At 73.6% G+C, this 25128-nt stretch carries 20 protein-coding genes; 10 read left to right on the top strand and 10 right to left on the bottom strand.

What is annotated here, in order from left to right:
* Positions 1-23: 23 nt before the first annotated feature.
* The gene (gene arfB, locus H291_RS0107895) at positions 24-470 is read left to right on the top strand and encodes an alternative ribosome rescue aminoacyl-tRNA hydrolase ArfB (protein WP_020014443.1); all 447 of its coding nucleotides are present in this window, start codon (positions 24-26) and stop codon (positions 468-470) included.
* Positions 471-490: 20 nt separating this feature from the next.
* Here the strand turns inward: arfB and H291_RS0107890 are convergent, their stop codons facing one another.
* On the bottom strand, positions 491-1429 hold the full coding sequence (locus H291_RS0107890) for a pyridoxamine 5'-phosphate oxidase family protein (protein WP_020014442.1): 939 nt from the start codon (positions 1427-1429) through the stop codon (positions 491-493).
* Between the two features lie 76 nt (positions 1430-1505).
* On the bottom strand, positions 1506-2993 hold the full coding sequence (locus H291_RS0107885) for a helix-turn-helix domain-containing protein (protein ID WP_020014441.1): 1488 nt from the start codon (positions 2991-2993) through the stop codon (positions 1506-1508).
* A 173-nt stretch (positions 2994-3166) separates the two neighbouring features.
* Between H291_RS0107885 and H291_RS0107880 the strand changes: the two genes are divergently transcribed.
* The 5 genes from H291_RS0107880 to H291_RS29125 all read left to right on the top strand — a co-directional run bounded on the left by H291_RS0107880 (position 3167) and on the right by H291_RS29125 (position 10787).
* Entirely contained in the window at positions 3167-4216 is a 1050-nt protein-coding gene (locus H291_RS0107880) for an amidohydrolase family protein (protein ID WP_020014440.1), read from the top strand.
* On the top strand, positions 4213-4950 hold the full coding sequence (locus tag H291_RS0107875) for an iron-sulfur cluster assembly protein (protein ID WP_020014439.1): 738 nt from the start codon (positions 4213-4215) through the stop codon (positions 4948-4950). The genes H291_RS0107880 and H291_RS0107875 overlap by 4 nt, the downstream gene beginning before the upstream one ends.
* Positions 4947-5981 (top strand): NAD(P)-dependent alcohol dehydrogenase, encoded by a 1035-nt coding sequence (locus H291_RS0107870; RefSeq protein ID WP_020014438.1) that lies wholly within the window; start codon positions 4947-4949, stop codon positions 5979-5981. The genes H291_RS0107875 and H291_RS0107870 overlap by 4 nt, the downstream gene beginning before the upstream one ends.
* 50 nt (positions 5982-6031) lie before the next feature.
* A complete protein-coding gene (locus H291_RS0107865) occupies positions 6032-7432 on the top strand; it encodes an FAD-binding oxidoreductase (RefSeq protein ID WP_020014437.1) in 1401 nt (466 codons plus the stop codon).
* 109 nt (positions 7433-7541) lie between these two features.
* On the top strand, positions 7542-10787 hold the full coding sequence (locus tag H291_RS29125; protein ID WP_020014436.1) for an alpha-L-rhamnosidase: 3246 nt from the start codon (positions 7542-7544) through the stop codon (positions 10785-10787).
* On the opposite strand, the gene H291_RS0107855 is transcribed toward H291_RS29125, so the two are convergent.
* Together H291_RS0107855 and H291_RS0107850 are read right to left on the bottom strand one after the other, a co-directional pair.
* The gene (locus tag H291_RS0107855) at positions 10784-11689 is read right to left on the bottom strand and encodes a VOC family protein (protein ID WP_020014435.1); all 906 of its coding nucleotides are present in this window, start codon (positions 11687-11689) and stop codon (positions 10784-10786) included. The two genes, H291_RS29125 and H291_RS0107855, sit on opposite strands and share 4 nt — an antisense overlap.
* Before the next feature lie 67 nt (positions 11690-11756).
* On the bottom strand, positions 11757-12464 hold the full coding sequence (locus H291_RS0107850; protein WP_020014434.1) for a TetR/AcrR family transcriptional regulator: 708 nt from the start codon (positions 12462-12464) through the stop codon (positions 11757-11759).
* Positions 12465-12545: 81 nt separating this feature from the next.
* Here H291_RS0107850 and H291_RS0107845 point away from each other — a divergent pair, with 81 nt between their 5' ends.
* Both H291_RS0107845 and H291_RS0107840 read left to right on the top strand, forming a co-directional pair.
* Positions 12546-13922: a serine hydrolase domain-containing protein gene (locus tag H291_RS0107845; protein WP_020014433.1), complete on the top strand. Its 1377-nt coding sequence runs from the start codon at positions 12546-12548 to the stop codon at positions 13920-13922.
* 22 nt (positions 13923-13944) lie between these two features.
* Complete coding sequence (locus tag H291_RS0107840) at positions 13945-14502, top strand: GNAT family N-acetyltransferase (protein ID WP_020014432.1); 558 nt, start codon at positions 13945-13947, stop codon at positions 14500-14502.
* A gap of 21 nt (positions 14503-14523) precedes the next feature.
* Here H291_RS0107840 and H291_RS29120 read toward each other — a convergent pair whose 3' ends face one another.
* Positions 14524-15036, bottom strand: a complete 513-nt coding sequence (locus H291_RS29120) for a GrpB family protein (RefSeq protein ID WP_020014431.1) — start codon at positions 15034-15036, stop codon at positions 14524-14526.
* A complete protein-coding gene (locus tag H291_RS0107830) occupies positions 15036-15449 on the bottom strand; it encodes a YunG family protein (RefSeq protein WP_020014430.1) in 414 nt (137 codons plus the stop codon). The genes H291_RS29120 and H291_RS0107830 overlap by 1 nt, the downstream gene beginning before the upstream one ends.
* Positions 15450-15658: 209 nt before the next feature.
* On the opposite strand from H291_RS0107830, the gene H291_RS0107825 reads away from it, so the two are divergent.
* Complete coding sequence (locus H291_RS0107825) at positions 15659-16567, top strand: patatin-like phospholipase family protein (protein WP_051109395.1); 909 nt, start codon at positions 15659-15661, stop codon at positions 16565-16567.
* 1 nt (position 16568) lies between these two features.
* Here H291_RS0107825 and H291_RS0107820 read toward each other — a convergent pair whose 3' ends face one another.
* The 4 genes from H291_RS0107820 to H291_RS29110 form a co-directional block, all read right to left on the bottom strand.
* Positions 16569-17090, bottom strand: coding sequence for a CGNR zinc finger domain-containing protein (locus H291_RS0107820; protein WP_020014428.1), 522 nt, complete (start codon positions 17088-17090; stop codon positions 16569-16571).
* A gap of 198 nt (positions 17091-17288) precedes the next feature.
* Positions 17289-20234: a hypothetical protein gene (locus tag H291_RS29115; RefSeq protein ID WP_020014427.1), complete on the bottom strand. Its 2946-nt coding sequence runs from the start codon at positions 20232-20234 to the stop codon at positions 17289-17291.
* A 57-nt stretch (positions 20235-20291) separates the two neighbouring features.
* Positions 20292-22814, bottom strand: a complete 2523-nt coding sequence (locus H291_RS0107810; RefSeq protein ID WP_020014426.1) for an amylo-alpha-1,6-glucosidase — start codon at positions 22812-22814, stop codon at positions 20292-20294.
* Between the two features lie 93 nt (positions 22815-22907).
* A complete protein-coding gene (locus H291_RS29110) occupies positions 22908-23606 on the bottom strand; it encodes a GntR family transcriptional regulator (protein WP_020014425.1) in 699 nt (232 codons plus the stop codon).
* Positions 23607-23691: 85 nt separating this feature from the next.
* On the opposite strand from H291_RS29110, the gene H291_RS0107800 reads away from it, so the two are divergent.
* Positions 23692-25089, top strand: a complete 1398-nt coding sequence (locus tag H291_RS0107800) for an MFS transporter (RefSeq protein ID WP_020014424.1) — start codon at positions 23692-23694, stop codon at positions 25087-25089.
* Positions 25090-25128: the final 39 nt, after the last annotated feature.

The raw sequence follows: 25128 nt of genomic DNA, 5'->3' as shown, positions 1-25128 counted from the left end.
GGCCGGTGCGGGACCATAGCCCCATGCCCTCCCCCGTCCGCCCCGGCCTGCCCGTCACCCCAGCCCTGACGATCCCCCGGGCCGAGCTCACCGAGCGGTTCTCCCGCGCCTCCGGACCGGGCGGCCAGGGCGTCAACACGACGGACTCCCGCGTGGAGCTGTCCTGGGACGTCGGCCGGTCCGCCCTCCTGAGCGACACCCAGCGCGCCCGGCTCACCGAGCGGCTGGCGGGCAGGCTCGTGGACGGCGTCCTGACCGTCGTCGCCTCGGAGAACCGGGAGCAGCGCCGCAACCGCGACGCCGCCGCCATGCGCCTGGCCGCGCTCGTCGCCGACGCGCTGGCGCCCGGCCCGAAGGCCCGCCGCGCCACGCGGGCCACCCGGGGCTCGCAGGAGCGGCGCCTGACCGCCAAGAAGCAGCGGTCGGACACCAAGCGGCTGCGCTCCTCCAAGCCCCGGCGCGAGGACTGACTCCCCCGCCGGGGCAACGATCAGCTCCGCTCCGCGTCCAGGCTCGCGTGGATCGCGTCGAGCTCCTCCCAGGCCACCTGCGGACGCTCCAGCCCCCGCTTCGCGAGGTAGGCCGCGGCCCGGGCGCGCAGGCCCCGCACGAACCGGAACGGCGTCAGCAGGCCCGCGGTCCGCACCCCGTCCACGACCCGCTCCGGACGGAACACCAGACCCCGCGGGCTCTCGGCGAGCTCGCCCAGCACGACGAGGCTCCGGTTCCCGGCCAGCAGCTCGTCGTGGCGGTGGAACAGCAGGCTCGCGGGACCCGGTCGTGCGTCGGTGCCGGGCACCAGCAGGCCGCCGTCGACGGCCTCGGGGACCACCCGGTCGAGGGTCGGCAGACCGGCGTCGTCCAGCCGGGCCAGGACCCCGCTCGTGAAGTCGCCCAGCTCCTTGGCGAACGGCGCGGGCAGGCCCGGCATCGCCGGGACCGAGAGCGGCCGGACGGCGTCCGCCAGCGGCTCCCGCGTCGTGACGGCGGCGGGCGTCACCGTGATGATGAGCCGCATGTAGTAGACGTCGAGCAGCCGGCGGGCGAGCCCGCCGGTCGACAGGGTGCGCGACGACGGCTGTGCCGCCGCGATCCGCCGCCACAGGTCGGCGTTGCGCGCGAACGAGGTCACGACCTCGTCCGGGCACTCGGCCTCACCCTGAAGCAGCACCTGCCCCGCCTGGTCGAGGCCGCTGCCCGTGGGGTCCGAGAAGAGCACGGCGACCCGCGGGTCCCGCCGCACGTTGAGGGCCTTCTGCGCGAACCCGATCGACGTCGACAGCACGAACGTCCCGGCGTCGGGCCGCCACACGCCCGAGACCGGCCACGCGACCGGGGTGCCGGACCGCGAGACGGTGGCCACCTCGCACGTGAGATAGGACGAGATGACGTCGGCTGCGCCCGGTGCGACCAGCTGGTCGTTCTGCATTGTTGATCTCCGTCTGAAAATGGGCCCTGACCAGGCCGCGGACAGAGTAGCGGGCTCGGGGCAACACGCGTGCCGGCTAACCCCGCGGCACCTGGATCCCGTACTGCGCGACCTTCCGGTACACCGTCGCCCGGCTCATGCCGAGCTCGTCCGCGGCAGCCTGCATCGACGTGCCGTGCCGGCTGAGCACGCGCACGATCTCGTCCCGCTCGAACGCCTCGATCCGTGACAGCCGGCGCGAGGTCCCGGACAGGATGCCGGGCGGCAGGTGCGCCACGTCGACGACGTCGGACCGGGCCGCCGCGAAGCGGACGGCGTCGGCCAGCCCGCGCACGTTGCCCGGCCACGGGTGGTTGCCGAGCGCGCGCTCGGCGGCGCGGGTGAACGTGATCTCGTGGCCGCGCAGCCGGCGCGCGACCTGGCGGGCCAGCGGGAGCACGTCGTCGGGCCGGTCGCGCAGCGGCGGCACCTCGACCACGGACCCGACCAGGGAGGCCAGCGGCGCGGGGATGCCCTCGAAGCTCTCGGCGGTGATCGCGAACCCGACGCGCCGGGCCGCGTCGTCGCCGCCCTGCGCGCGGGCGGCGAGCACCAGGTCGCGCAGCCGCTCGGCGGCCCACAGGGGCAGGGACTCGACCCCGCGGAGGATGACGGCGGTGTACGGCTTGTCGAGCTCGGGGGTCCAGAGGTCGAGCCAGGCGTCGATGTCCTGCGGCGCGGGCGCCCGGGCCGCCAGGATCCGGTCCCCCGGCCGGACCGACCGCTGGGCCTGGGCGAGCAGCGTGGCCCGGCCCGAACCGGGCTCGCCGACCGCCGCGACGACCCGCCCCTCGGCCACGCCCGAGCTCGGCCGCGCGAGCGCATCGGCCCACGGCGCGGACAGGCCGTCCAGGGTGCCGGCGCCCGGCTCCAGCCGGGGCTTCTCGATGCGGAACACCTCGCCGCGCGGCTGCGGCCGCGGGTGCTGCCCGCGGGACCGGGCGAGCATGAGGGCCGCCGTCGTCCCGGCCGCCGACTGCGCGAGCGCCAGCAGCAGGTCGTTCGACGTGTCCGACCAGGTGGTGAGGTTGACGGCGCCCTCAACCCGCCCGGTGAGCGGGTCGAGCACGGGCGCGGCGGCGCACGTGTAGGTGCACAGGCTCAGCGCGTAGTGCTGCTCGGCGCGCACCACGGTGGGCGCGCGGTCGGCGAGCGCCAGCCCGAGCCCGTTGGTGCCGGCCTCGCGCTCCGCGTACGAGAAGCCGGGCGCCAGGTGCACGGCGTCCAGGGCGCGCAGCAGGGAGCTGTCGCCGCTGAGCCGGTTGAGCACCAGGCCGTCGGCGTCGGTGAGCATCAGGCTGACCGGCTCGTCGACGAGGGTGCGGTGCAGGTTGGTCAGCACCTCCTGGCCGCACCGGTAGAACAGCGACTCGTCGTCGTAGGTGCCGGTGAACACGGGCTCGACGTCCTCCAGCGGGACGCCGTACTCCTCGCTGCGCTGCCAGGAGTCGAGCAGGCGCTGCGGCACGGACACGACGGGTGCGTCGTGCAGGCGTGCCCGCTCGGGCAGGTGCCCCTCGCGCATCCGAGCCTCCGTCGGTCCGTTCTGGCGTGCCGCCCACGGTACAGCCGCGCCCGCCGGGCCCGCCTGGCGACGTCGTCTCAGATTGAGACACCGGACCCCTGCCCGGCCGTCCGGGCCGGACGTACGTTCGGCGGAGCCGGTGTCGACGACGACACCGAGGGACGGAGGACCAGATGTACACCAAGGACGGCGAGCGCTACTTCATCGTCGACGCGCACATCGCCCTGTGGGACGCGCGGCCGGAGAACCAGCGCAACATCCACGGCAAGCAGTTCATCGACTGCTTCTACGACTACCACTCGAACCTGTCGCCGGACTCGGAGAAGTGGCCCTACGAGGAGTACCTCTACCAGGGCGGCGAGCGCCTGATGCGGGACGTGTTCGAGCACGGCTACGTGGACCACGCGATCTTCCAGCCGGCGCACCTGGGCGAGTTCTACGTCAACGGGTTCGGGCAGACCGAGGAGGCGTTCGCGCTCGCCCGGGCGAACCCGGAGCGGCTCACGTACAACCACCACTTCGACCCGCGCAACGGCGAGGCGGGCCTCGACCGGCTGCGGGCCGACGCCGAGCGGATGAACCTGAAGGGCGTGAAGCTCTACACGGCGGAGTGGCACGGCGAGTCGCGCGGCTACAAGCTCAGCGACCCGTGGGCGTACCGGTACTTCGAGGCGTGCCGCGAGCTGGGCATCACCAACATCCACGTGCACAAGGGCCCCACCATCCGGCCGCTGGACCGCGACGCGTTCGACGTGGCCGACATCGACCACGTGGCCTCCGACTTCACGGACCTGAACTTCGTCGTCGAGCACGTGGGCCTGCCGCGGCTGGAGGACTTCTGCTGGATCGCCACGCAGGAGCCGAACGTGCACGGCGGCCTGGCCGTGGCGATGCCGTTCATCCACACGCGGCCGCGCTACTTCGCGCAGATCATGGGCGAGCTCCTGTACTGGGTGGGCGAGGACCGCATCCAGTTCTCGTCCGACTACGCGCTGTGGACGCCGCGCTGGCTGGTCGAGGCATTCGTGGACTTCCAGATCCCGGACGACATGTCGGCGGAGTACGGCCCGATCACGACGGCGCAGAAGAAGAAGATCCTGGGCCTGAACGCCGCGAAGATGTACGGCATCGAGGTGCCGGAGGAGCTGCGGCTGCCCGACGCCGGCGAGCCCGCCGTCGGCCCGCGGGAGCCCGGACGCGCAGACCTGGCGGCGGCGCGATGAGCACGCTGACCCACGCCCCCGCCCCGACCGAGGCCGACGTACGCCGTGCGCTGGACGCCGTCCTGGACCCCGAGCTCGACCAGCCGGTCACGGACCTCGGGTTCGTGCGCTCGGTCGCGCTCGACGGCGGCCGCGTCGAGGTGCACCTGCGCCTGCCGACGTCGTTCTGCTCGCCGAACTTCGCCTACCTCATGGCCTCGGACAGCAAGGACGCCCTGGCCGCGCTGCCCGGCGTGACCCACGTGGTCGTCGAGCTCGACGACCACCACGACTCGGCGATCATCAACGCGGGCCTGGCCGCCGACGCCGGGTACCGGGGCACGTTCCGGCACGAGGCGGAGGAGGACCTCGACGAGCTGCGCGAGACGTTCCGCCGCAAGGCCCACACGGCGGCGATGGAGCGCGCGCTGACCGCGCTGCTCCGCGAGCGCCCGGACCTGCCGGAGGCCGAGCTGGCCGGGATCCACCTCTGGGACCTCCCCGGCGACGCCACGACGGCGGCGCTGCTGCGCCGGCGCGCGGCGGTCGGGCTGTCCAACGCCGCCGACGCGCTGGTGCTGGTGGACCACGACGGCGTCGGCTACGCGCCCGAGCAGGTGCCCCTCGCGCTGCGCCGGGCCCGGTCCACGCGTATCTCCGTGGACGGCAACGCCCACTTCTGCCGCGGGCTGCTGCGCACCCGCTACCCCGGGTCCGAGAAGGACCAGTCCCCCCTGAAGGAGCACACCCCATGAGCACGATGCGCGCCGTCCAGGTGGTCGGCTACCACCAGGACCTGGAGCTGACCGAGGTCGCGGTCCCCGAGCCCCGCGGGCCGTTCGACGTCGTCGTGAAGATCGGCGGGGCGGGGGTCTGCCGCACCGACCTGCACATCCTCGAGGGGCAGTGGGCCGAGAAGTCGCAGGTGGTGCTGCCGTACACGATCGGGCACGAGAACGCGGGGTGGGTGCACGCCGTCGGCAGCGCGGTGACGAACGTCGCCGAGGGCGACAAGGTGATCGTGCACCCGCTGATCACCTGCGGGCTGTGCCGGGCGTGCCGGTCGGGCGACGACGTGCACTGCGAGACCAGCGACTTCCCCGGCATCGACACGAACGGCGGGTACGCCGAGTACCTGCGCACCTCGGCGCGCAGCGTGGTGCGGATCGACGACTCGCTGGAGCCCGCCGACGTCGCCGCGCTCGCCGACGCGGGCCTGACGGCGTACCACGCCGCCGCGAAGGCGGCCCGGCGTCTGACCCCGCGCGACCGGTGCGTGGTGATCGGGGCCGGCGGCCTGGGGCACATCGGCATCCAGGTGCTCAAGGCGCTCACCCCGGCCGAGCTGATCGTCGTGGACCGCAACGCCGACGCGATCAAGCTCGCGCTCGAGATCGGCGCGGACCACGGCATCGTGGCCGACGGCGGGCACGTGGACGCGGTGCTCGCGCTGACCGGCGGGCACGGCGCCGAGGTGGTGGTCGACTTCGTCGGCGAGGGCGGGGCGACGTCCGAGGGGCTGCGGATGCTGCGCGAGGCCGGCGACTACCACGTGGTCGGATACGGCGAGAACATCGACGTGCCCACGATCGACGTGATCTCCAGCGAGATCAACATCGTCGGCAACCTCGTCGGCTCGTACAACGACCTGTGCGAGCTGATGGTGCTCGCCGCCCGCGGCGCGGTCACGCTGCACACGGCGAAGTACGCGCTCGACGACTTCCAGTCGGCCATCGACGACCTGGACGCGGGCCGGGTGCGCGGGCGGGCCATCCTGATCCCGTGAGCCTGGTCGCGTGAGACCCGTCGCCGCGGCCGCGCGTACGATCCGAAGCGATGACCCGCGACGAATCGTCCGCGCTGGCCGCGGCCCTGCAGACCGCCCTGCCCGACGGCGCCGTGCTCACCGGCGGCGCCGACGTCGAGCGCTACGCCCACGACGACGCCGAGTGGGCCGACTTCGCGACGCCGGCCGCGGTGGTGCTGGCCACGAGCCTGGACGACGTCGTCGCGACCGTCCGGATCGCCGGCGAGCACGGCGCCCCCGTGGTGCCGCGCGGCGCCGGGACGGGCCTGTCGGGCGGGGCGAACGCGATGGCCGGTGCCGTGGTGCTGTCGCTGGAGCGGATGACGCGCATCCGCGAGGTCAACGTGGCCGAGCGCTACGCCGTCGTCGAGGCCGGCGTGCTCAACGACGACCTGCGCCGGCACGTCGCCGGGCACGGCCTCTGGTACCCGCCGGACCCGGCGAGCCAGGCCATCTCGACGATCGGCGGCAACGTCGCCACCAACGCGGGCGGCCTGTGCTGCGTCAAGTACGGCGTCACGCGCGACTACGTGCTGGGCATGACCGTCGTGCTCGCCGACGGGTCGGTGGCCCGGCTCGGCCGCACCACCGCCAAGGGCGTGACCGGCTACGACCTGACCGGGCTGCTGGTCGGCTCCGAGGGCACGCTCGGCATCATCGTCGAGGTGACGCTCAAGCTGCGCCCGCTGGGCGGCCGCGAGGACCGCGCGATCGTCGGCTGGTTCCCCTCCCTGGCCGACGCCGGGACCGCGGTGGCCGCCGTCTCCGCCGCCGGCATCGTGCCCGCCGCGCTGGAGCTCATCGACAGCACCTGCCTGCGCGCCGTCGCCGACTGGCAGGAGTGGACGCTGCCCGAGGGCGCCGCCGCGCTGCTGCTGGCCAAGGTCGACGAGCCGGGAGCCGCGGGCGAGGCGCTCGCCGAGCGGGTCGCCGGCCTCTTCGAGAAGGCGGGCGGCACCCAGGTGGAGCGCGCCTTCGCGCCCGACGAGGTGGACCGGCTGTTCCTCGCCCGCCGCCTGGCCTACCCCGCGCTGGAGCGGCTCGGGCCCGTGCTCACCGAGGACGTCTGCGTGCCGCGCGGCGCCGTCCCGGAGATGCTGGGCCGCATCGAGCGCATCGCGCGCGACGCCGACGTCGTGATCGCGAACATCGCGCACGCCGGCGACGGCAACCTGCACCCGCTGATCATCGCGCCCGAGGGCAACGACGCCGCCAAGGCCCGCGCCAAGGCGGCCTTCGACCGGATCGTCGACGAGTGCCGGGCGCTGGGCGGCACGGTGACCGGCGAACACGGTGTCGGTCTGCTCAAGCTCCCGGGCGCGGCGGCCGAGCTGAGCCCCGCGGTGCTCGCGATGCACCGGGCGGTCAAGGACGCGCTGGACCCGCGGGGGCTGCTCAACCCGGGCAAGGCGTTCCCGGCGGCGGGCTGACCAACACCCCTGGCCCAAGGCGACAAATCACCCCTAAACTGACGTCCGCGTGGTTGAAACGTTGCAACGGAGCTCGCTTCTCACCCGATCGCAGCCGCCTGGAGGCGTCATGGCCCTGGACCGCAGAACGTTCCTGAAGACCGCCGGCGTCGCCTCGACGGCCGCGGTGCTCCCAGCAGGCCCCCGGCCGCACGACGCCGCCGGCGACGTCCGGCTGGCCGACCCGCTCGTCGAGAAGAAGACCGGCCCGCTCGGGATCGACGTCGATCGCCCCCGGTTCTCGTGGACGATCGAGTCCGGCCGGCGCGGCGTCGAGCAGGAGTCGTACCGGCTGCGGGTCAGCACCGGCGGTCCGCGCCCGCGCCAGGTGTGGGACAGCGGCGTCGTGCCGTCCCGCGAGTCCGCCAACGTCGAGTACGCCGGGCCCGCGCTGGCCCCCGCGACGGAGCACACCTGGCGGGTCGACGTCGTGACCAACCGCGGCCGGAGCACCACGACGTCGTCGTTCCGCACCGGGCTGTACGCCGACGCCGACTGGGCCGGGGCCGAGTGGATCGGCAACGAACGCGGCCCGGACCAGGTGACCGACCTGCGGTTCGACGGCGCCGCCTGGATGTGGGCCGCCGAGGGCGAGCTGCCCGGCCAGGACCGGGCGTTCCGGATCACGCGCCCCGCGCCCGCGGGCGCGGCGGCCACGAAGGCCGAGGTGCTGATCACCGCCGACGACGCGTTCACGCTCTGGGTGGACGGCGCCGAGGTGGGCGGCACCGAGCCCGCCGAGAACGGCTGGCAGTCGGCCTGCTTCTACGCGACCGACCTGTCCTGCGCCCCGGGCGGGGACACCGTGCTCGCGGTGCGGGGCGCCAACGACGCCGTGAGCGCCGGCGCCGTGCTCGCCGTCGTCCGCCTCACGTATTCGGACGGGACCACCGCGACCCTGACCAGCGGGAACCGCTGGAAGGCCGCCACCACGTTCGACGCCGACTTCGCCCGGCCGGACCTCGACGACTCCGCCTGGGAGCAGGCCGCCCAGATCGCGGCCTACGGCTCCGGACCCTGGGGCAGCGGGGTGCGCCTGCCGACGCCGGACCCGCTGCCGGCGCCGCTGCTGCGCAAGGAGCTCGAGGTCCGGGCGGGCCTGCGGCGCGCCACGCTCTACCTGGCCGCGGGCGGGTACGCGCACGTGTCGCTGAACGGCCGGCCCGCCGACGACCAGGTGCTCGCGCCGGGCTTCTCCGACTACGACGACACCGTGCAGTACACGGCCACGGACCTGACGCGCGGGCTGCAGCAGGGCCGCAACGCGCTGGGCGTCGAGCTCGGCCGCGGCTTCTACGGCATGACGGGCGGCAACGTGTGGCGGTGGGAGGCGCCGCCGTGGCACGACGAGCCGGTGGTCCGGGCGGTGCTGCACCTGGAGTACGCCGACGGCGTCGAGCGGGTGGTCACGGACGCGACCTGGCACCTGCACGCAGGCCCCACGGTGTTCGACGACCTCTACGGCGGCGAGACCTACGACGCGCGCCGCACCCTGCCGGGCTGGGACACGGCCGGGTTCGACGACGACGCGTGGGCCGCCGCCACCGTGGCCTCCGGCCCGCGCGGCACGCTGGTCAACCAGAGGCAGCAGCCGGTCAAGGTCATCGAGTCCCTGCCCGCCGTCGAGGTGACCGAGCCCGAGCCGGGCGTCTACGTGGTGCGGTTCCCGCGCGTGCTCGCGGGCTGGGTGCGGTACGCCGTCACGGGTCCGGCCGGGACCACGGTCCGGGCCGCGCACGGCGAGAAGCTGACCGCCGCCGGCCGCGTGAACCTGAGCAACAACGGCGGGTTCCAGGCCGGGTTCCAGACCGACCGGTTCACCCTGGCCGGCACCGGGCAGGCGGAGACGTGGGAGCCACGGTTCTCGTACAAGGGCTTCCAGTACGTCGAGGTCACCGGGTGGCCGCAGGACGGCCCGCCGCCGCTGGACGCGTTCACCGCGCAGGTGGTGCACACGGCCGCCGCGGAGACCGGCACGTTCGACAGCTCCAGCGAGGTCATGAACCGCACCCACCGGGCCGTCGTGGACACGCTGACCAACAACATCCACGGCATCCCGACCGACACGCCGATGTTCGAGAAGAACGGCTGGACCGGCGACGCCGCCGTCGGCGCGGAGATGTTCCTGCTGAACCTCGACGTGCACGAGCTGTTCGCCAAGTGGCTGCGCGACGTGCACGAGACCCGGGACGAACAGGGCCGGCCGCTGGTCATCGCGCCGAGCTCCGGCGACTGGGGCGAGTGGGGCGTGTGCCCGCCGTGGCACGCCGCCTACGTGATGATCCCCTGGTGGCTCTACCAGTACGGCGCCGACAAGCGCGTGCTCACCGAGTGCTACGACGGCATGAAGCGGTACGTCGACCTCGAGTTCGACCGGTCCGAAGGCGGCATCGTGCCCGACGCGCGGCTCGGCGACTGGGTCAGCCCGGAGGCGAGCCCCGCGGGCGGCAACGCGCCGGAGGACCTGCGGGTCTCCGCCACGGCATTCCTGTACTCGATGACCCTGTTCATGCGGCGCAGCGCCGGGTTCCTCGGCAAGTCCGCCGACGTCGAGCACTTCGCCCGGAACGCCGCCACGGTCAAGGCCGCGTTCAACGCCGAGTTCCTGGACGCCGGGGCCGGGTACTACCGGGGTGACGGCGACCGCGGGTACCGCCAGACGCACAACGTGCTCGCCGTCGAGTTCGGCCTGGTGCCCGACGCCGCCACGACCCGGCGGGTGGTCGACGGCATCGTGGCGGACGTGCGCGCCAAGGGGACCACCCTCAACACCGGCGTGCTGGGCACCAAGTGGCTGCTGCCGGTGCTGACCCGCCACGGGCACGCCGACGTCGCCTACGAGCTGGCCACCCAGACCCGGTACCCGAGCTGGGGCTACATGATCGAGCACGGCGCGACCTCCATGTGGGAGCACTGGTCGCTGGAGGCACGCTCGTACGGGCACTACTTCCTGGGCACCGTGGACGACTGGTTCTACCAGCACGTCGCCGGCATCCAGGCGTCGCCCGAGACGGGGTTCCGGGACATCACGATCGCCCCCGCGGTCACCCGGCACCTGGACCGGGCGGCGGCGTCGGTTCGGACGCCCTACGGCAGGGTGGCCAGCGAGTGGCGGCGCACGGGCGACCGGCTCCGCCTGGACGTGACCGTCCCCGTCGGGTCGACGGCGACGGTGCGGCTGCCCGCATCCGGGCCCGACGCCGTCACCGAGCAGGGCCGCCCGCTGGCGCACGTCGAGGGCGTCGCGGACGTCTCGGCCGAGGACGGCGTGGTGCTGGTGCGGGTCGGGTCCGGCCGGTACGAGTTCGTCGCCTAGTCGCTGCCGCCCCGGGCCTCGCTGTCCCTTGCCTCCTCGAACCACTCCGGCGGGGAGAACTGGGACAGCGAGAGCTCGGCGCCGAACGGGTCCCGGATCGCCGCCTCCTTGGTCCACTCGGTCTCCTGCCGCGCCAGGACGGTGGCGCCCGCCCGCTCCGCGGCGGCGGCGGACGCGTCCCGGTCGGCCACCGAGAAGGTCACGGACCAGTGCGCGGGGCCGTCGGCGCGCAGGATCCCGGCCGCGACGTCGGCGAACCCGTCCGGCGCGCCCTCCTGCCGCTCGTAGATGCCCGGGTCGAAGGTGCGGGCCAGGTGCTCGCCGTACCCGGGCACGCGCAGCATGCCGCCGCCGAGGTCCGCGTAGTGCTCCCAACCGAGCAGCGGGCCGTAGAAGCGCAGCGCGGCGTCCATGTCCGGCGTGTTCAGGTTGCTGAAGTTCCACGTGCCCGGGGCGTTGACGGACTGCGCGCCGGGGCGCGTGCCCGCCTGGACCAGCCGGCAGGTCGCGCCCTGCGGGTCGACGATCCGCGCCATCCGGCCGGCGGGCTCCCCCGGCGGCCCGACGTCCTCGGGCCCCGAGCTCACGATGCCGCCCAGCTCGACGACCCGGACGACGACGGCGTCGACGTCGTCCACCGCGATGTAGGTGTGCCACATGACCTCGCCGTCGAAGCCCGCCGACGGCGTCCCGATGGCGCCGACCGTGGTGGCGTCCGTGCCGTCGAGGGACGCGACGACGTAGCGCTCTGGGGCGCCAGGCGGCAGCATCTCGGTGTACCACCAGCCGAAGAGGTCGGCGTAGAAGGCGAGCGCCGCGTCGACGTCGTGCGCCTCCAGGTCGATCCAGCTCGGCACGCCGTGGGGGTAGGTGCGGGGCGGGGTGGTGGGTGTGTCAGCCATGACGTCCTCCAGGTCGGGTCCGCTACCCCCGATACTGCCTCCCGCCACTGACATCCGCTGCCGGGCGTCACCGGCCCCGGCGCGCCTCGATCCCGTCGAGCACCACGTCGAGCCCGTCGGCGAAGTCGTCGTCGTCGGCCGGTCCGCGCTCCCGGTAGGCCCGGTAGAGCGCCTGGAGCCGCGGGTACTGCTCCGCCGCGGCCTCGGCCGCCTCGAGCGCCTCGGTCCGGGACCGCTCGTCCCCGGCGACCCGCCGGGACGCGGCAGCCTCGGCGCCGGCCATGCCCGTGACGTAGGCCAGGACCGTGCCGAGTGCCTGGTCGGCCCGGACCAGGTCGAACCCGGCCGCCTCGAACAGCGCGAGCATCCGGTCGGACACGCGCATCAGGTGGGGCCCGCGGTAGGTCACGCCCACCTCGTCGAGGACCGAGGTGATCCACGGGTGGCGCAGGATCGCGGCCCGCAGGTTCGACGCGCAGGTGGTGACCGCGGCCCGCCAGCCCACCGGGTCCTCGACGTCCGGCACCACGATCTCCCCGTAGACCTCGTCGACCACCAGCTCCATCAGCTCGTCCTTGGTGGCGACGTGCCAGTACACGGCGGTCGCCGCCGCGCCCACGCGGGTGCCCAGGCGGCGCATGCTCAGCGCGTCGAGCCCCTCCTCGTCGAGCAGGGCCAGGGCCTCCGACACGATCTGGTCCAGGCTCAGCGCCGGCTCGCCCTTGCGGCGTCGGCCCGCGCGCGACCGTGGCGGTGCGGCTGCTTCGTCCGGCATACGTCCCCCTGCTCGATCCTCGGTGAGGTTCCCACCCTACGACAATTGGACAGCGTTCAGTTTAATTGTACGGTGTTCAATATGAACTTCGACCTCAGCCACTGGCAGACCCGGCTCGACCAGCTCGCGGCCACCCACCACGTCCCCGGTGCCACCCTCGCCGTCCTCACCGAGGGCGAGATCCACGAGCTGGCCACCGGCCGCCTCCACACCGGGACCGGCGTCGAGACCACCACCGACTCGCTGTTCCTGACCGGCTCGGTCGCCAAGGTCTACACGGCGACGGCGATCGCCCGGCTCGCCGACGAGGGGCTGCTCGACCTGGACGCCCCGGTCCGCGCGGTCCTGCCCGACTTCACCGTCGCCGACCCCGAGGCGTCCCGGACCGTCACGCCGCGCCAGCTCCTCTCCCACACCAGCGGCCTCACCTGCGACTTCAACTACGACGGCGGACGCGGCGACGACTGCCTCGAACGCTTCGTGGCGGCGGCCGCGACGGTCCCGCTCGACTGCCCGCCCGGCATGGTGTCGTACTCGAGCGTCGGCTACGTCGTGCTCGGCCGCATCATCGAGGTGCTCACCGGCACGACCTGGGACCAGGCCCTGAAGGACCTGCTGTTCGCACCGCTCGGGATGTCGCACTCGATGACCCTGCCCGAGGAGGCGCTCGCCTTCCGCACCGCCATGAGCCACCTCGGCGAGCCCGGCGCCTACCCGGAGCCGGCGCCGGCCTGGGACCTCATGCCGCGCGCCGCCGGACCGTACGGGCGGGTCATCACCAGCGCCGCCGACATGGTCCGCCTCGCCCGGATGCACCTCGACGGCGGTACCGCGCCCGACGGCGGCCGGGTCCTGTCGGCGCGAGCGGTCGAGGAGATGCAGCGCCGGGTCACCGGCGTCCCCGACAAGTGGACCGTGAGCGCCGACGGCTGGGGGCTCGGCTGGACGCTCTACGACTGGGACGGCGTCCCCGGGTTCGGCCACGACGGCGCCGCCATCGGCCAGTACGCCTACCTACGGGTGGTGCCGCACGCCGGCGTCGCCGTCTCGCTGCTGACCAACGGCGGAGGCGCCCGGCAGCTCTACGGCGACCTGCTCGCGGAGCTGCTCGCCGAGCTGGCCGGGGTCACCATGCCCGGAGCGTTCGAGCCCGCAGCCGAGCCGCCCGCCGTGGACCTCGCGCCCCACGCCGGCGTCTACCGCCGCGAGGGCGTCCGCATCACCATCTCCGAGCAGGACGGCGAGGGCCGGATCCGCTACGAGTTCGTGGACGACATGGCCGGGCTCTCCCCTGCGATCGAGGGGCGGCTCATCCCGCTGTCGGGCACCGTGTTCGCCGCCACCGGCGCAGGCCCGTCCTTCAGCGAGGGCTACATGCCCGTCGTGTTCGCGACCCTCCCCGACGGGAACGCCTGCTGCTACATCGGCATGCGGTGCGCACCGAGGATCGCCGCGTGACCGGCATCGGTAGGGTGCGCGCATGGCAGACCTGGCAAGCGTCACCTGGCCGCCCGAGCCGATCCGCACCGAGCGGCTGGTGCTGCGCGAGCCCGGGGCCCACGACCGCGCCGCCGTCATCGAGCTGAACGCGTCCCCCGAGGTGGGCGCGTACATCGGCGGCGCGCGCCCTCGCGACGAGCTGGAGGCCGAGATCCCGGCCGTGCCCAAGGGGCGGCCGGGCCAGTTCGTCGTCGACCTGGACGGGGCGATGGTCGGGGTGATCACGCTCGAGAGCCGCGACGGCGAGCACCAGAAGCTGCGAGCCGCCGGGAAGATCGAGCTGGGCTACCTGTTCCTGCCGCAGGTGTGGGGCCGGGGCTACGCCGCCGAGGCGTGCGCGGCCGCGCTCGACTGGCTCTCGGGCGTACTCCCGGGCGAGCCCGTGGTGCTGACCACGCAGACCGCCAACGTGCGCTCGGTGCGCCTCGCGACGCGGCTGGGCTTCGTCGAGACGGCGCGGTTCGAGGCGTACGGCGCCGAGCAGTGGTTCGGCGTGCGGGCGCCGGGGGCGGACGGCGCGGGCCGGTCACCCCGATGACGGAGTGACGCGACCTCAGCGCTATTCCGCGATGTCGGCCTGCGGGAGGCCCTGGGCCGCGCGTGCCCGATCCACGATCTCCTGCACGACAGCCGCCTTGCGCGCGGTGTAGTCCGGACCGTCGGATGCCAGCTGCGCCGCCCTCCTCTTGACGTCGAGATAGCGCTCCGCGTCCTGCTGGTGAGTCAGCAGCCAGTCGCGGAACAACCGCTGATGGCAACCCGCCCACTGCTCGACGACGAAGAAGTGGGCGATGTGGGTGCGCCGAGGTCCCTGCTGCTTGACGAGGACCAGATGGGACCGCGGACCACGCGCGATCCGCAGCCAACCCCGTGCAGCCAGCTCGTCGAGACGCGCACGGACCTCGGCGAGCGAGCCGACACGAACGGCCAAGTCGATGATCGGCTTGGCTGCCATCCCCGGGATCGCGGTGGAGCCGATGTGCTCCACCTCCCAGGACGGCTCGACGTCGAGAAGCTCGGCGGCCGCGCGCGTATAGAGCTCGGGCCACCTGTGGTCGTACTCCTCGAGCATCAGTTCACACGTCCCTGCAGGTGCCGCTCGACGTCGGCCAGCAGGAGCGCGCACCGGGCGACCGTCGGCGGGCTGTCGCCGAGCCGCTCCCGGTCCAGCACCTCGCGGACCGTGACGACCGAGCCCGGCGGGAACTGCTGCCAGGTGAGGTCGATCGCGACCGTGTCCGACCCGACCGGCAGCTCGCTCCAGAAGTGCACCTCGTCCCGCGCCGGGGTGCGCACGACGCCCTTGACGATCTCGCTCGCGGGCAAGAAGAGCTGCACCACGCGCGTCGTCGGATAGCACTGGCCGAGCGCCGGGTTGCCCGGCTCCCAGACGCCGCCGTAGGAGGTGCGCGGACTCCACGAGGCCTCCAGCGCCTCGCGCAGGGCGATCAGGTCGACGGCGCGGTGAATCGGCACGTCGGCCATGGTGGCACAGCCCTCGCACCGCCGGCCGAAAAGTCGATTGCGTGGCCCGACGGCGGGCGGGTAGCGTCTGCGGTGATCGTGTACCGACCGCAGGAGGTGAGACCCGTGAACGCAGTGACCGCACCGGGTGCTCCCCCGCAGTCCACGATCCCGACGGCGATCTAGTCGCCACGGGAGCGCCACACCGGCAATCGCGAAAGGCGACTCCCATGAACACCACACCCTCTTCTGCTGTGCCCCGTACCCGCGCGCTCGTCCTCGGGGGCGGCGGGACGACCGGCAACGCCTGGCTGATCGGCGTCGTCGCCGGCCTGTACGACGCCGGCGTCGACGTGACCGCCGCCGACCTGACCCTCGGGACGTCGGCCGGGTCGACCACGGCGGCCCAGCTCGGCGGGGCTACTCCCGCCGAGCTGTACGCCGCCGTCCTCGCCGCACCGGCCCCGGCCCCGGCCGGCGCCAGGCCGACCCAGGATCCCGCCCGTGTCCGGGCAGCCGCCGAACAGATGGAACGCACCCGCCGGATCGTCGAGGGCGCCACCGACGTGGCCGACATGCGCCGCCGCCTGGGCGCGGCGGCCCTCGACCTGCCCGGCACGTCGGACGACACGGTGCAGGCACAGTGGCGCGCCACCGTCGCCGCCCGCCTGCCCGGCCAGGACTGGCCGGACCGGGCGATCGTCCTCACGGCCGTCGACGCCCGCACCGGCGAACCCGTGCTGTTCGACCGGCACAGCGGCGTCGACCTGGCGGACGCCGTCGCGGCGAGCTGCTCCAGCGGCTTCGCCTACCGCATCGGCGAGCGCCGGTACATCGACGGCGGCTACCGGGCCAACGCCGAGAACGCCGACCTGGCGGCCGGGTACGCGCGAGTGCTCGTGCTGTCCCCGTTCGGCGGCCGCACGCGGGCGCCCGCCGACTGGGGGCTCGACCTCGCCACGCAGGTGAGCGCGCTGCGGGCCGGAGGCAGCCGGGTCGAGACGGTCTTCCCGGGCGACGCCGCCGAGCTCATGTCCGGCGCCGGCGCGATGGACTACTCGCGGCGTCCGGCCGTGGCGCAGGCGGGCTACGAGCAGGGGAAGTCCCTCGCCGGCCCGGTGGGCGAGCTCTGGCGCTGAGCTAGGGCGCCGACCGCCCGCGGTGCCGCCGCACCGCGGCGCGGTTGGCGCAGCGCACCGAGCAGTAGCGCTGCCGGCCGTTGCGGGTCACGTCGACCACGACGTTCGTGCAGGGCTCCGACGCGCAGCGTGCCAGGCGGTGCATGCCGCGCGTGACGAGGTGGAGCGAGGTGCCCACGCTGATCACGGCCCGCAGCACCGCGGACAGCACCTGGTTCTCGTCGCGGTAGTGCAGGTGCCAGCCCTCGCCGTCGTGGTCGGTCAGGCGCGGGTAGGCCGCCACGGCGGCCATCTGGGCGTTCAGCAGCGCGGCGCGCTGCTCGGGGTCCGGCGTGTCCACGACGCGCAGCCAGTCGTCGATGGCCTGGCGGGCGTGCGCGTGGTCGGCCGGCTCCTCGCGGAACTCCATCGTCATGCCGAACTCGCGGGTGCGGGCCTCGATCCCCGCCCGGTCGTCCGGCCAGTCGTTGGCCAGGGACGCGGCGAGCAGCACGGCGTACTCGCCGTAAGGGTTGAGATGCACAAGACCATTACAGCATCGTGGGCGCCATGACGACGACAGAACACTCGTGGACGACGGACTCACGCCACCCCACCTCGGACGGCTGGGTGCTCTACGTGCGGTGCACGGGGTGCGGGGCGCGCCGCGTCGACCTGCAGGCCCGTGCGGACGCGCCGCCGGCCGCCCTCAGCAGGGCGGTCGGCGGCGCGACGACGGCGCCTACCGGCGCACGACCAGCCGGTCGACGTTGATGCCCGTGCCGGACGGCGACCCGCTGCCCAGGCCCGACGCCACCAACGTCAGCGTGTGCTCACCGGGCTCCAGGTCCGGGCTGGTCCAGATGAGCTGGTTGCCCACCCGCGTGCGGCCGTAGAAGTCGGCGGTGCCGACCTCGACGCCGTCGATCAGCACCGTCGCCAGGCCCTGGTTGGAGGCGCGCAGCCCGTACAGGTCCACCGACGAGCCCGAGAACCGGAAGTCCACCGCGTCGCCGGTCACCGTCGTCGACGTCACCGAGGAGTGGTACAGCCCGGTCCGGTTGATGCAGCCCGGGCAGCTCAGCCAGCCGTCGCCGCGGTACTCGAGGCGGCCCAGGCCGGTGCCCTCGCTCTGGTCGTCCACGGAGCTGGTCCCGCTGCCGCCGGGCGCGACGTCGACCCGGTCCACGGAGACCCAGCCGTCCCGGCCGGCCGAGGAACGGCCCGAGGCCACCTCGAACCGCAGGGTGTGCGGGCCGTCGGTCAGCACCGGCGTGCGCCACTCGACCTCGCCGAGGTCGCCGTAGGGCAGCACCACGGGCTCGTTGCCGTCGACCGACACCCGCGCGCTGCCGCCCCGCGGGCCGGCGACGCCGGTGAGCGTGGCCTGCGTGCCGTCGAACGTGACCGTGAACGCGTCGCCGCGGTCGCGGCTCGCGCTCACGGTGCCGCCGACGGCGTCGCGCAGCTGCCGGGCGGTCACCGCGTCGCAGCGGCCACCGTGCCGGGAGTCGTGCCCCGAGCCGACCGAGCAGTGCGCCCACCCGTCCCCCTCGTAGGCGATCGTCGCGGACTCGCCCGGGGCGCCGGTGTCGGCGTCGTCGATCGTCGCGACCGGGCGCAGCGGGTCGACGCGCAGGTCGGCGAACTGCACCGGCGCGTAGTCGCCCGAGAGCCCGACCATGCCGGACACCCAGGTGCCGTCGGTGACCTCGCCGACCCGCTCGCCGTCGATCGTCGCCGTGATCACGTCGCCCTCGAAGGACAGCGCGAGGTCGTGCCAGCCCGCGGCGTCGTCCCCGGAACCGGCGTCGCCCGCGAGCGCGCCGCTCGCCAGCTCCAGCCAGGCCTTCCCGCCGGGCTCGCCCCGACCGACCGACCAGGTGCCGTCAGCGGCCAGGCTGAGCCCGTAGCCGCCCGGGACCGGTGCCATCGCGTCGTTGGAGACGCGGCCGAGCACCTCGGCGGTGCCGTCGGCCGGCACGTAGGCCTGGACGCCGACGGTGTAGTCGGACCAGTTCAGGTCGCCCAGGATCCCGGCCGGCTTCTTCCACGCCGCCCACGAGATCGCGGGCAGCGGCGAGACCTGCGTCAGGCACGTGCCGCGGCGTCCGCCCTCGCACGGCCGCTCCTCGTAGGCGCCCTCCATCTGGGAGAAGTACGGCGTCTGCCCGCTGGGGCCGCCGTCGGCGAGGCTGTTCGCGTACGGGAAGGGGAACGCGGACTCGTGGCTGCCCTCCGCGTCGCCGAGGCCCTTGCCCCTGGTGGTCGTCACGGTGACGACGGCGTTCGCGGGGACGGTCACGGACCAGGTGCCGTCGGCGGAGCGCCGCGGGTCGGCCTCGCGCACGAGCCGGTCGTCCGCCGTCGACTGCCACACGTGCAGGTCGCGCGCCTTGAGCCCGCCCGCGACCGACAGCGTGACCGTGCGCGGCGCGGCCGCCCCGATGGTCTCGATCACGGTGCTCCAGTCGCCGCCGTCGGGCGCCGCGCGCGTGACGAAGCTGCCCTGCGCGGTGTCCGTGACGTCGAGGTAGCCCGAGGAGGTGTCGAGGTACCGCCAGCCCGGCTCGGCGAACTGCGTGGTCTGCGCGACCGCCCAGACGGCCGACTGCACCTGGTACGCCCCCGACCACGGCGTGTTGGCCCGCATCAGGCCCGCGTCGGAGATGCTCAGGCCGTCGTAGTAGCTGGTGAGCAGGTTCCAGAAGGTGACGCCGGTGATGCGTCCCTCCAGGTAGGCGTGGTTGACGAGCGAGGGCACCGACGCGGACGAGCCGCCCGCGCCCCACTCGGCCGACCACGGCCCGCCCTCCGAGATCCACAGCGGCTTGCCCAGGGCCTGGGCCGCCGCGGAGCTGGGCCCGCGCGAGTAGTGGTTGCCCAGCAGGTCGACGGCGTCGAACAGCTCGGGGTCGTCGGCCATGTCGACGGCGATGGGCCACTCCCCGCGGCGCGCCGCCTCGTCCGAGGCGATGATCCGCACGTCCGCGTACCCGGCCGCGTCGAGCGCCGCGCGGTAGTCCTTGACCCACTGGGACTCGTACTCGCGCTCGTTGCGGATGCCCACGTTGTCGATGGTCAGCCCGTGCCCGGCGGCGCAGTCGAGCCAGTCGACGAAGTACTCGATCGTGTCGTGGGAGTAGTACTCGCCGTCACCGAGCCAGCCGGGCGCGCCCCAGGCGAGCGCACCCAGTGTGATGTCCGGGTTGCGCTTGACCGCCTCCCGCATGAGCCACCACTCGTAGCCCGCGTCGCAGCTGACCTCGCCCCGCACGTGCGCGTGGCTCGACTCCGAGCCGTCGGTCGTGTTGGTGTCGCCGCCGATCTCGACCTTGAGCATCTCCAGCGACGCCCCGTAGCCGGGCTTGAACAGGTAGTCGAGGACCTCGGCCCGCTCCTCGCGCGGGTAGTCCAGGAGCAGCCGCGACGTGGCGCCGCCCCCGGAGATCGCCCCGATGCCGTCGTACGTGCGACCCTCGCTCGCGCCGTCGACGGCGATGGTCGCCGCGCCGTCGACGGGCGTGCCGACGGCACCGTCGGCAGGCGTGCCGGCGACCGCCGAGGCGCCGCCCACCAGCGCCCCGGCGGTGAGCAGCGCTCCCGCCAGGACCGACGCCGTCAGGCGGCGCCGTCGTCGGCCCCGTTCGGGTGGGCCCGAGCGTTCGGGCGTGTGTGTACCGCGCATGCTGGTTGCTCCTTGGTGTTCGTGCAGATGGTGCTGGTGGGCAGGTAGGCGGGTGGGCTACAGGCACGCCTCGGTGCGGCCGGCGCCCACGGTGGTCTGGCGCGGCGCGCCCCGCTCCGGCAGGAACGTCAGGCGCACCCGCGAGTCGGCGTTCACCTCGAAGCAGGCGCGCTGCCCGGTCGCCACGAAGTCGCGCACCACGACCCGGCCGCCGACGGCGCGGAACACCTGGCGGCCGTCCTGGCGCAGCTCGGTGCGGTCGGGGCTCACCGTCGCGGCGTAGGTGCTGCCGCCCACGCGGACGTCGTCCACGGTGTTGCGGCCCGTCAGCACGAGCGAGCCGAAGGTGACCGAGCCGGGTGTGCCCCACGGGTCCTCGGCGACCAGCTCGTGCACCGCCATCAGCGGCATCACGTTGGACCACGTGTAGTAGCGCCAGGCGCTGTCCACAGCGGAGCCGTTGATCACCTGGCCGGGCTCGGGGTCGAAGTACTCGGGGAACTGCTTGTCGCGGTCCCAGGTGTCGAGCCACATGTCCGTGCTCTTCTCGGCGAGCTCGCCCGCCGCCTGGTCGAGGCCGTACCGCTTGAGCCCGTCGTAGACGGTCGCGTTCATGGGCGGCCAGACGGCGCCGCGCCACTGCTCGCAGGAGTTCTCCTGGTTCCAGCCCACGTAGTAGGTGTAGGACGCCGACGCGTTGGGCGCCTCCAGGCCGTTGGCGCAGTACTCGGCGTCGTCCCGGCTGATGCTCGGCACGGCGTACTCGCCCCAGAACTTCTCCGGGTCCAGGAGGTTCTCGCGCACCGTCCGGCGGGCCCGCTCGTCGGTCGCCACCCCGCCGAACAGCGGGTAGAAGATCGTGGGCGTGACCACCTCGCCCCAGCGGCCGTCGAGGTGCCGGTCGAGGTACATGCCCTGCTCCTCGTTCCACAGGGTCTCGTTGACGGCGCGCCGCACGTCGTCGAACAGCGCCCGGTAGCGGCGCGCGTCGTCGTCGCGGCCCAGGGCGTCGGCGAGCTCGGCCATGGTCTGCGCCATCAGCGCGTAGTAGGAGGTCAGCGCGACGTCGGTGAGGTCGGTGTTGTCGCGCTCGTCGCCGCTGCCGCCCTCCTTGGCGATGCGCTCGGCCGACCAGTACACGGGCAGGTCGTCCAGGCCGAGGTGGTTGCCCACCTTGCTCGGGTCCGCGTCGTAGGGCGCCTCCAGGAGCCCGTCGCCGTTGACGTCCCACTCGGGCAGCTTCTCGATGAAAGCCGCGAGCGAGGGGTAGGCCTCGCGCACCAGGTCGATGTCGCCCGTGGAACCGTAGATCCGCTTGACGGCGTAGGCGTGCATGGGCCCGGCGTGCAGCTGGTCGTAGCGGGGCCCGCCGGTGTCGAAGAGGTCGCGCTCGTGCTCCCGGGCCAGCTCGGGGTCCACGGTGAGCGCGACGACGGCGTCCCACGCGGAGTCCCAGCCGGTGAAGATCGTGTCGTTCTCGGCGCCGCCCCGGCCCCAGCCCCACACGAGGAACCGCTGGCGGAACCGCTCGTCGTAGTTGGCGTTGAGCGCGATGGCGCTGCGCATGGCCGTGGCCGAGCGGCCGGCCGGGCCGCTGCCGCTCAGGGTGCCGACGTCGGCCTGGGCCCGGGCGCGGGCGATGGCGGCGAGGATCTGGCCGTGGCCGGCGCTGGTCGCGGTGCTGGTCGCGGCGTCGTCGGAGACGGTCGAGGTGAAGGTGATCGTCTCGTTCCGGTCGAGCGTGTAGCGCAGCGCGGCGGCGGCGGAGCCCGGCGCGGCGTCGTCGCCCTGCATGCCCGCGACCAGGTCGGAGATCGAGGCGTAGGACGCCCCGGCGTCGGCCCGGCGCGTGGGGGTGAGCGCGAAGTGGCCGGTCACGTCCGGGTCGTCGAGCCCCGGGCTGGACGCGCGGATGCCGCCGTCGGTGACGCGGTAGCTGCTCGGCTCACCCCACGGGGGCGCCGCCTCGAGGAACATCGTGGTGTCGTCCTGCAGGGCGGTGACGGCGCCGACCAGCGTGTTGGGGGCCGTGCGCGCGAACCTTATGACGATCGTCTGCTTGTCGCGCTGCGTCTGCTCGTACCGCGCCTCGAGGCTCGGGAGCTGCTCGCGGGCCTGGTCCACCTGCTCCGGCGACCAGTCGTCGCGGTGGGCGAGGATCTCGCGCAGCGCGCCCAGGCGGTCGGGCGTGATCGTCCGGTCGTCGCTGCTGATCCGCACCTCGTAGTACGAGCCGTCGACGGTGACGGGGCCGACGTCAGCGACGTGGGCCAGCAGGCCCTGGTTCTCGCGGATCAGCTTGCCGGCCGAGGTCAGGAGGTTCACGCGCAGGGCGAACCGGCTCTCGCCCTCCCCCACGTACAGCGCGCCGTTGTCGTCGCGCTCGACGTGGCCGGGGAGCGCGAAAGGGCGCTCGATCTCGCTGGTGCCGTGGCTGCTGCCCCTGCTGTCGGTGCTGTCGGTACGCGCGTCGGGGACGCCGCCCGCGGGAACCATCGACGCCGCGACGACGGCCGCCGCGATGCCGAGGACGAGGGGGCTCCGGCGCACTGCCCGGATCACGCCGCTGTGATCGGTCATGGCTGCTCCTTCATTGTGAGCGCTAACATGCCTGGCCGACACAGACTAGTAAGATGTATGACGAATGACAAGGTCGCTCGTTGCGACCGTCCGCTACGCCCGGGCGAACAGCTCCGGCCGCTCCGCCTGGATGTGCGTGATGTCCTGCAGCACCACGCGCAGGTGCTCACGGAGCCGCGCGACGGCCGCGGCGACGTCGCCCAGGTCGAGGGCGTCAACCACGCTCTCGTGCTGCTCGATGAGGCCGGTCATCTTGCCACCCTCGGGCAGCGAGAGCCGGCGGGCGCGGTCCATCTGCGCCTTCGCGGACGCCACGATGCGCCACGCGGACTCGTGCCCGCAGGCGCGCATGAGCCGCAGGTGGAACTCCTCGTCGAGGTCGAAGAACGCGGCGGCGTCCTCGGCGTGCTCCGCCTCGTGCTGCCGCACGATCAGCGCGCGCAGCTCGGCGACGTCGCCCGCGGTGACCAGCGCGCCGCCCTGCTCCAGCGACGAGCACTCGATGGCCTCGCGCACGAACTGGGCCGAGACGACGTCCTCGTAGCGGATGGGCCCCACGAAGCTGCCGCGCTGCGGGAACACCTCCACGAGCCCCTCCTCGGCGAGCAGGATCAGGCTCTCGCGCACGGGGGTGCGGCTGACGCCGAGGCGCGAGCCGATCTCGGCCTCCGACAGCGGCTCGCCGGGAGCCAGCTCCAGCCCGATGATCTGCCGGCGGAGCCAGGTGTGGACCAGGCGGCGGGTGTTCTCCCCGCGGACCCGGGCGGTGGTCAGGAGTGGCGGCGTCGACATGCCCTGATTCTGCCGTAGATCCGCGATCGTGTTCTAGCGCACTAGTATGCTAGCGTCCCGGGGTGATCCACTGCGAGGAGGCAGCATGAGCGGCACCCCGGCCGGCACGGTCGACCCGAAGACGCTGCGAAAGACCGTCGGCGCGTCCGTCATCGGCACCATCGCCGAGTACTACGACTTCTTCATCTACGGCACGGCCTCGGCCCTGGTGTTCAACCAGATCTTCTTCCCCGAGGCCGACCCGCTGGTCGGGACGCTCGCCGCGTTCTCGACGTACGCCGTCGGCTTCTTCGCCCGGCCGCTCGGCGGGCTGGTCTGGGGCCACATCGGTGACCGGCTGGGCCGCAAGAAGGCGCTCGTGTTCACCCTGCTGCTCACCGGGCTCGGTACCTTCGCCGTCGGCCTGATGCCCACCTACGAGCAGATCGGCATGTGGGCGGCCGTCATCCTCGTGGTGGTGCGGCTCATCCAGGGCTTCGGCGTCGGCGGCGAGCAGGGCGGCGCCGTCCTGCTCACGGCCGAGGCGTCGCCGCAGAAGCGGCGCGGCTTCTACGCGAGCTTCGTGCAGCTCGGCTCCCCCGTGGCCTACCTGATCCCGACGGCGCTGTTCGCGGGCCTGCAGCAGTGGATGGACGAGGACGCGTTCCTCGCCTGGGGCTGGCGCGTGCCGTTCCTGCTGTCGATCGTCGTGGTCGCCGTCGGCCTGTACATCCGCTCGAAGGTCGACGAGTCCGAGACCTTCAAGGCCGCGCGCGAGCGCAAGGCCGAGTCGCACGCCCCGCTGCGCCAGCTCTTCGGCCAGCGCCGTCGCGAGGTGGTGGGCGGGTTCTTCGCCAAGTTCGTCGAGGCCGCGATGTTCCCCTTCTACACGATCTTCCTGGTCGCGTACGCGGACAACAACGGCTACAGCTCCGGCCTGGTGCTGGAGGCGGTCATCATCGCGATCCTGGTCGAGATCGTCATGATCCCGGTCTGGGGGCACATCACCGACCGCATCGGACGCCGCCCGGTGTTCCTGACGCTGGCCGTGCTGAACCTGCTGCTCATCGTGCCCGCGTTCCTCGCGGTGCAGACGGAGAACCTCGCGGTGATCACGGCGCTGCTCGTGGTCGGCCTGGGACTCGGCCACTCGGGCACGTACGCGCCGCAGGCATCGTTCTTCCCCGAGCTCTTCGACTCCTCGGTGCGCTACTCGGGCGTCTCGGTGGTGTGGCAGTTCGGCGCCATGGTCGCCTCGGGCCCGTTCACCGTGGTCGCCACGGCACTGCTGGTCGCGGCCGACGGCGGCTTCTGGCTGGTGGCCGGGTACACGGCGCTGCTCGTGGTGTGCTCGATCGTCGCGCTCGTCATGCTGCCCGAGACGGCGCCCGCGCGGCGCGGCGGCGTGGAGTACGCGAGCTGGCCGGCGCTGGGTGGCGGTGTTCCGGCGCACGGCGCTGCGCCGGTCGACGGCGGCACGCCGGCCGCGGCGAAGCAGGACTGACGACACGCCGCGCGGACGTCGCCCCGGAGACGGGGTGGC

Origin of the sequence: Promicromonospora sukumoe 327MFSha3.1, from assembly GCF_000385135.1 — a bacterium.
GTDB lineage: Bacteria > Actinomycetota > Actinomycetes > Actinomycetales > Cellulomonadaceae > Promicromonospora > Promicromonospora sukumoe_B.
The sequence above is the reverse complement of the archived record's forward strand: the minus strand, read 5'-3'. Positions and strand labels throughout refer to the sequence as shown.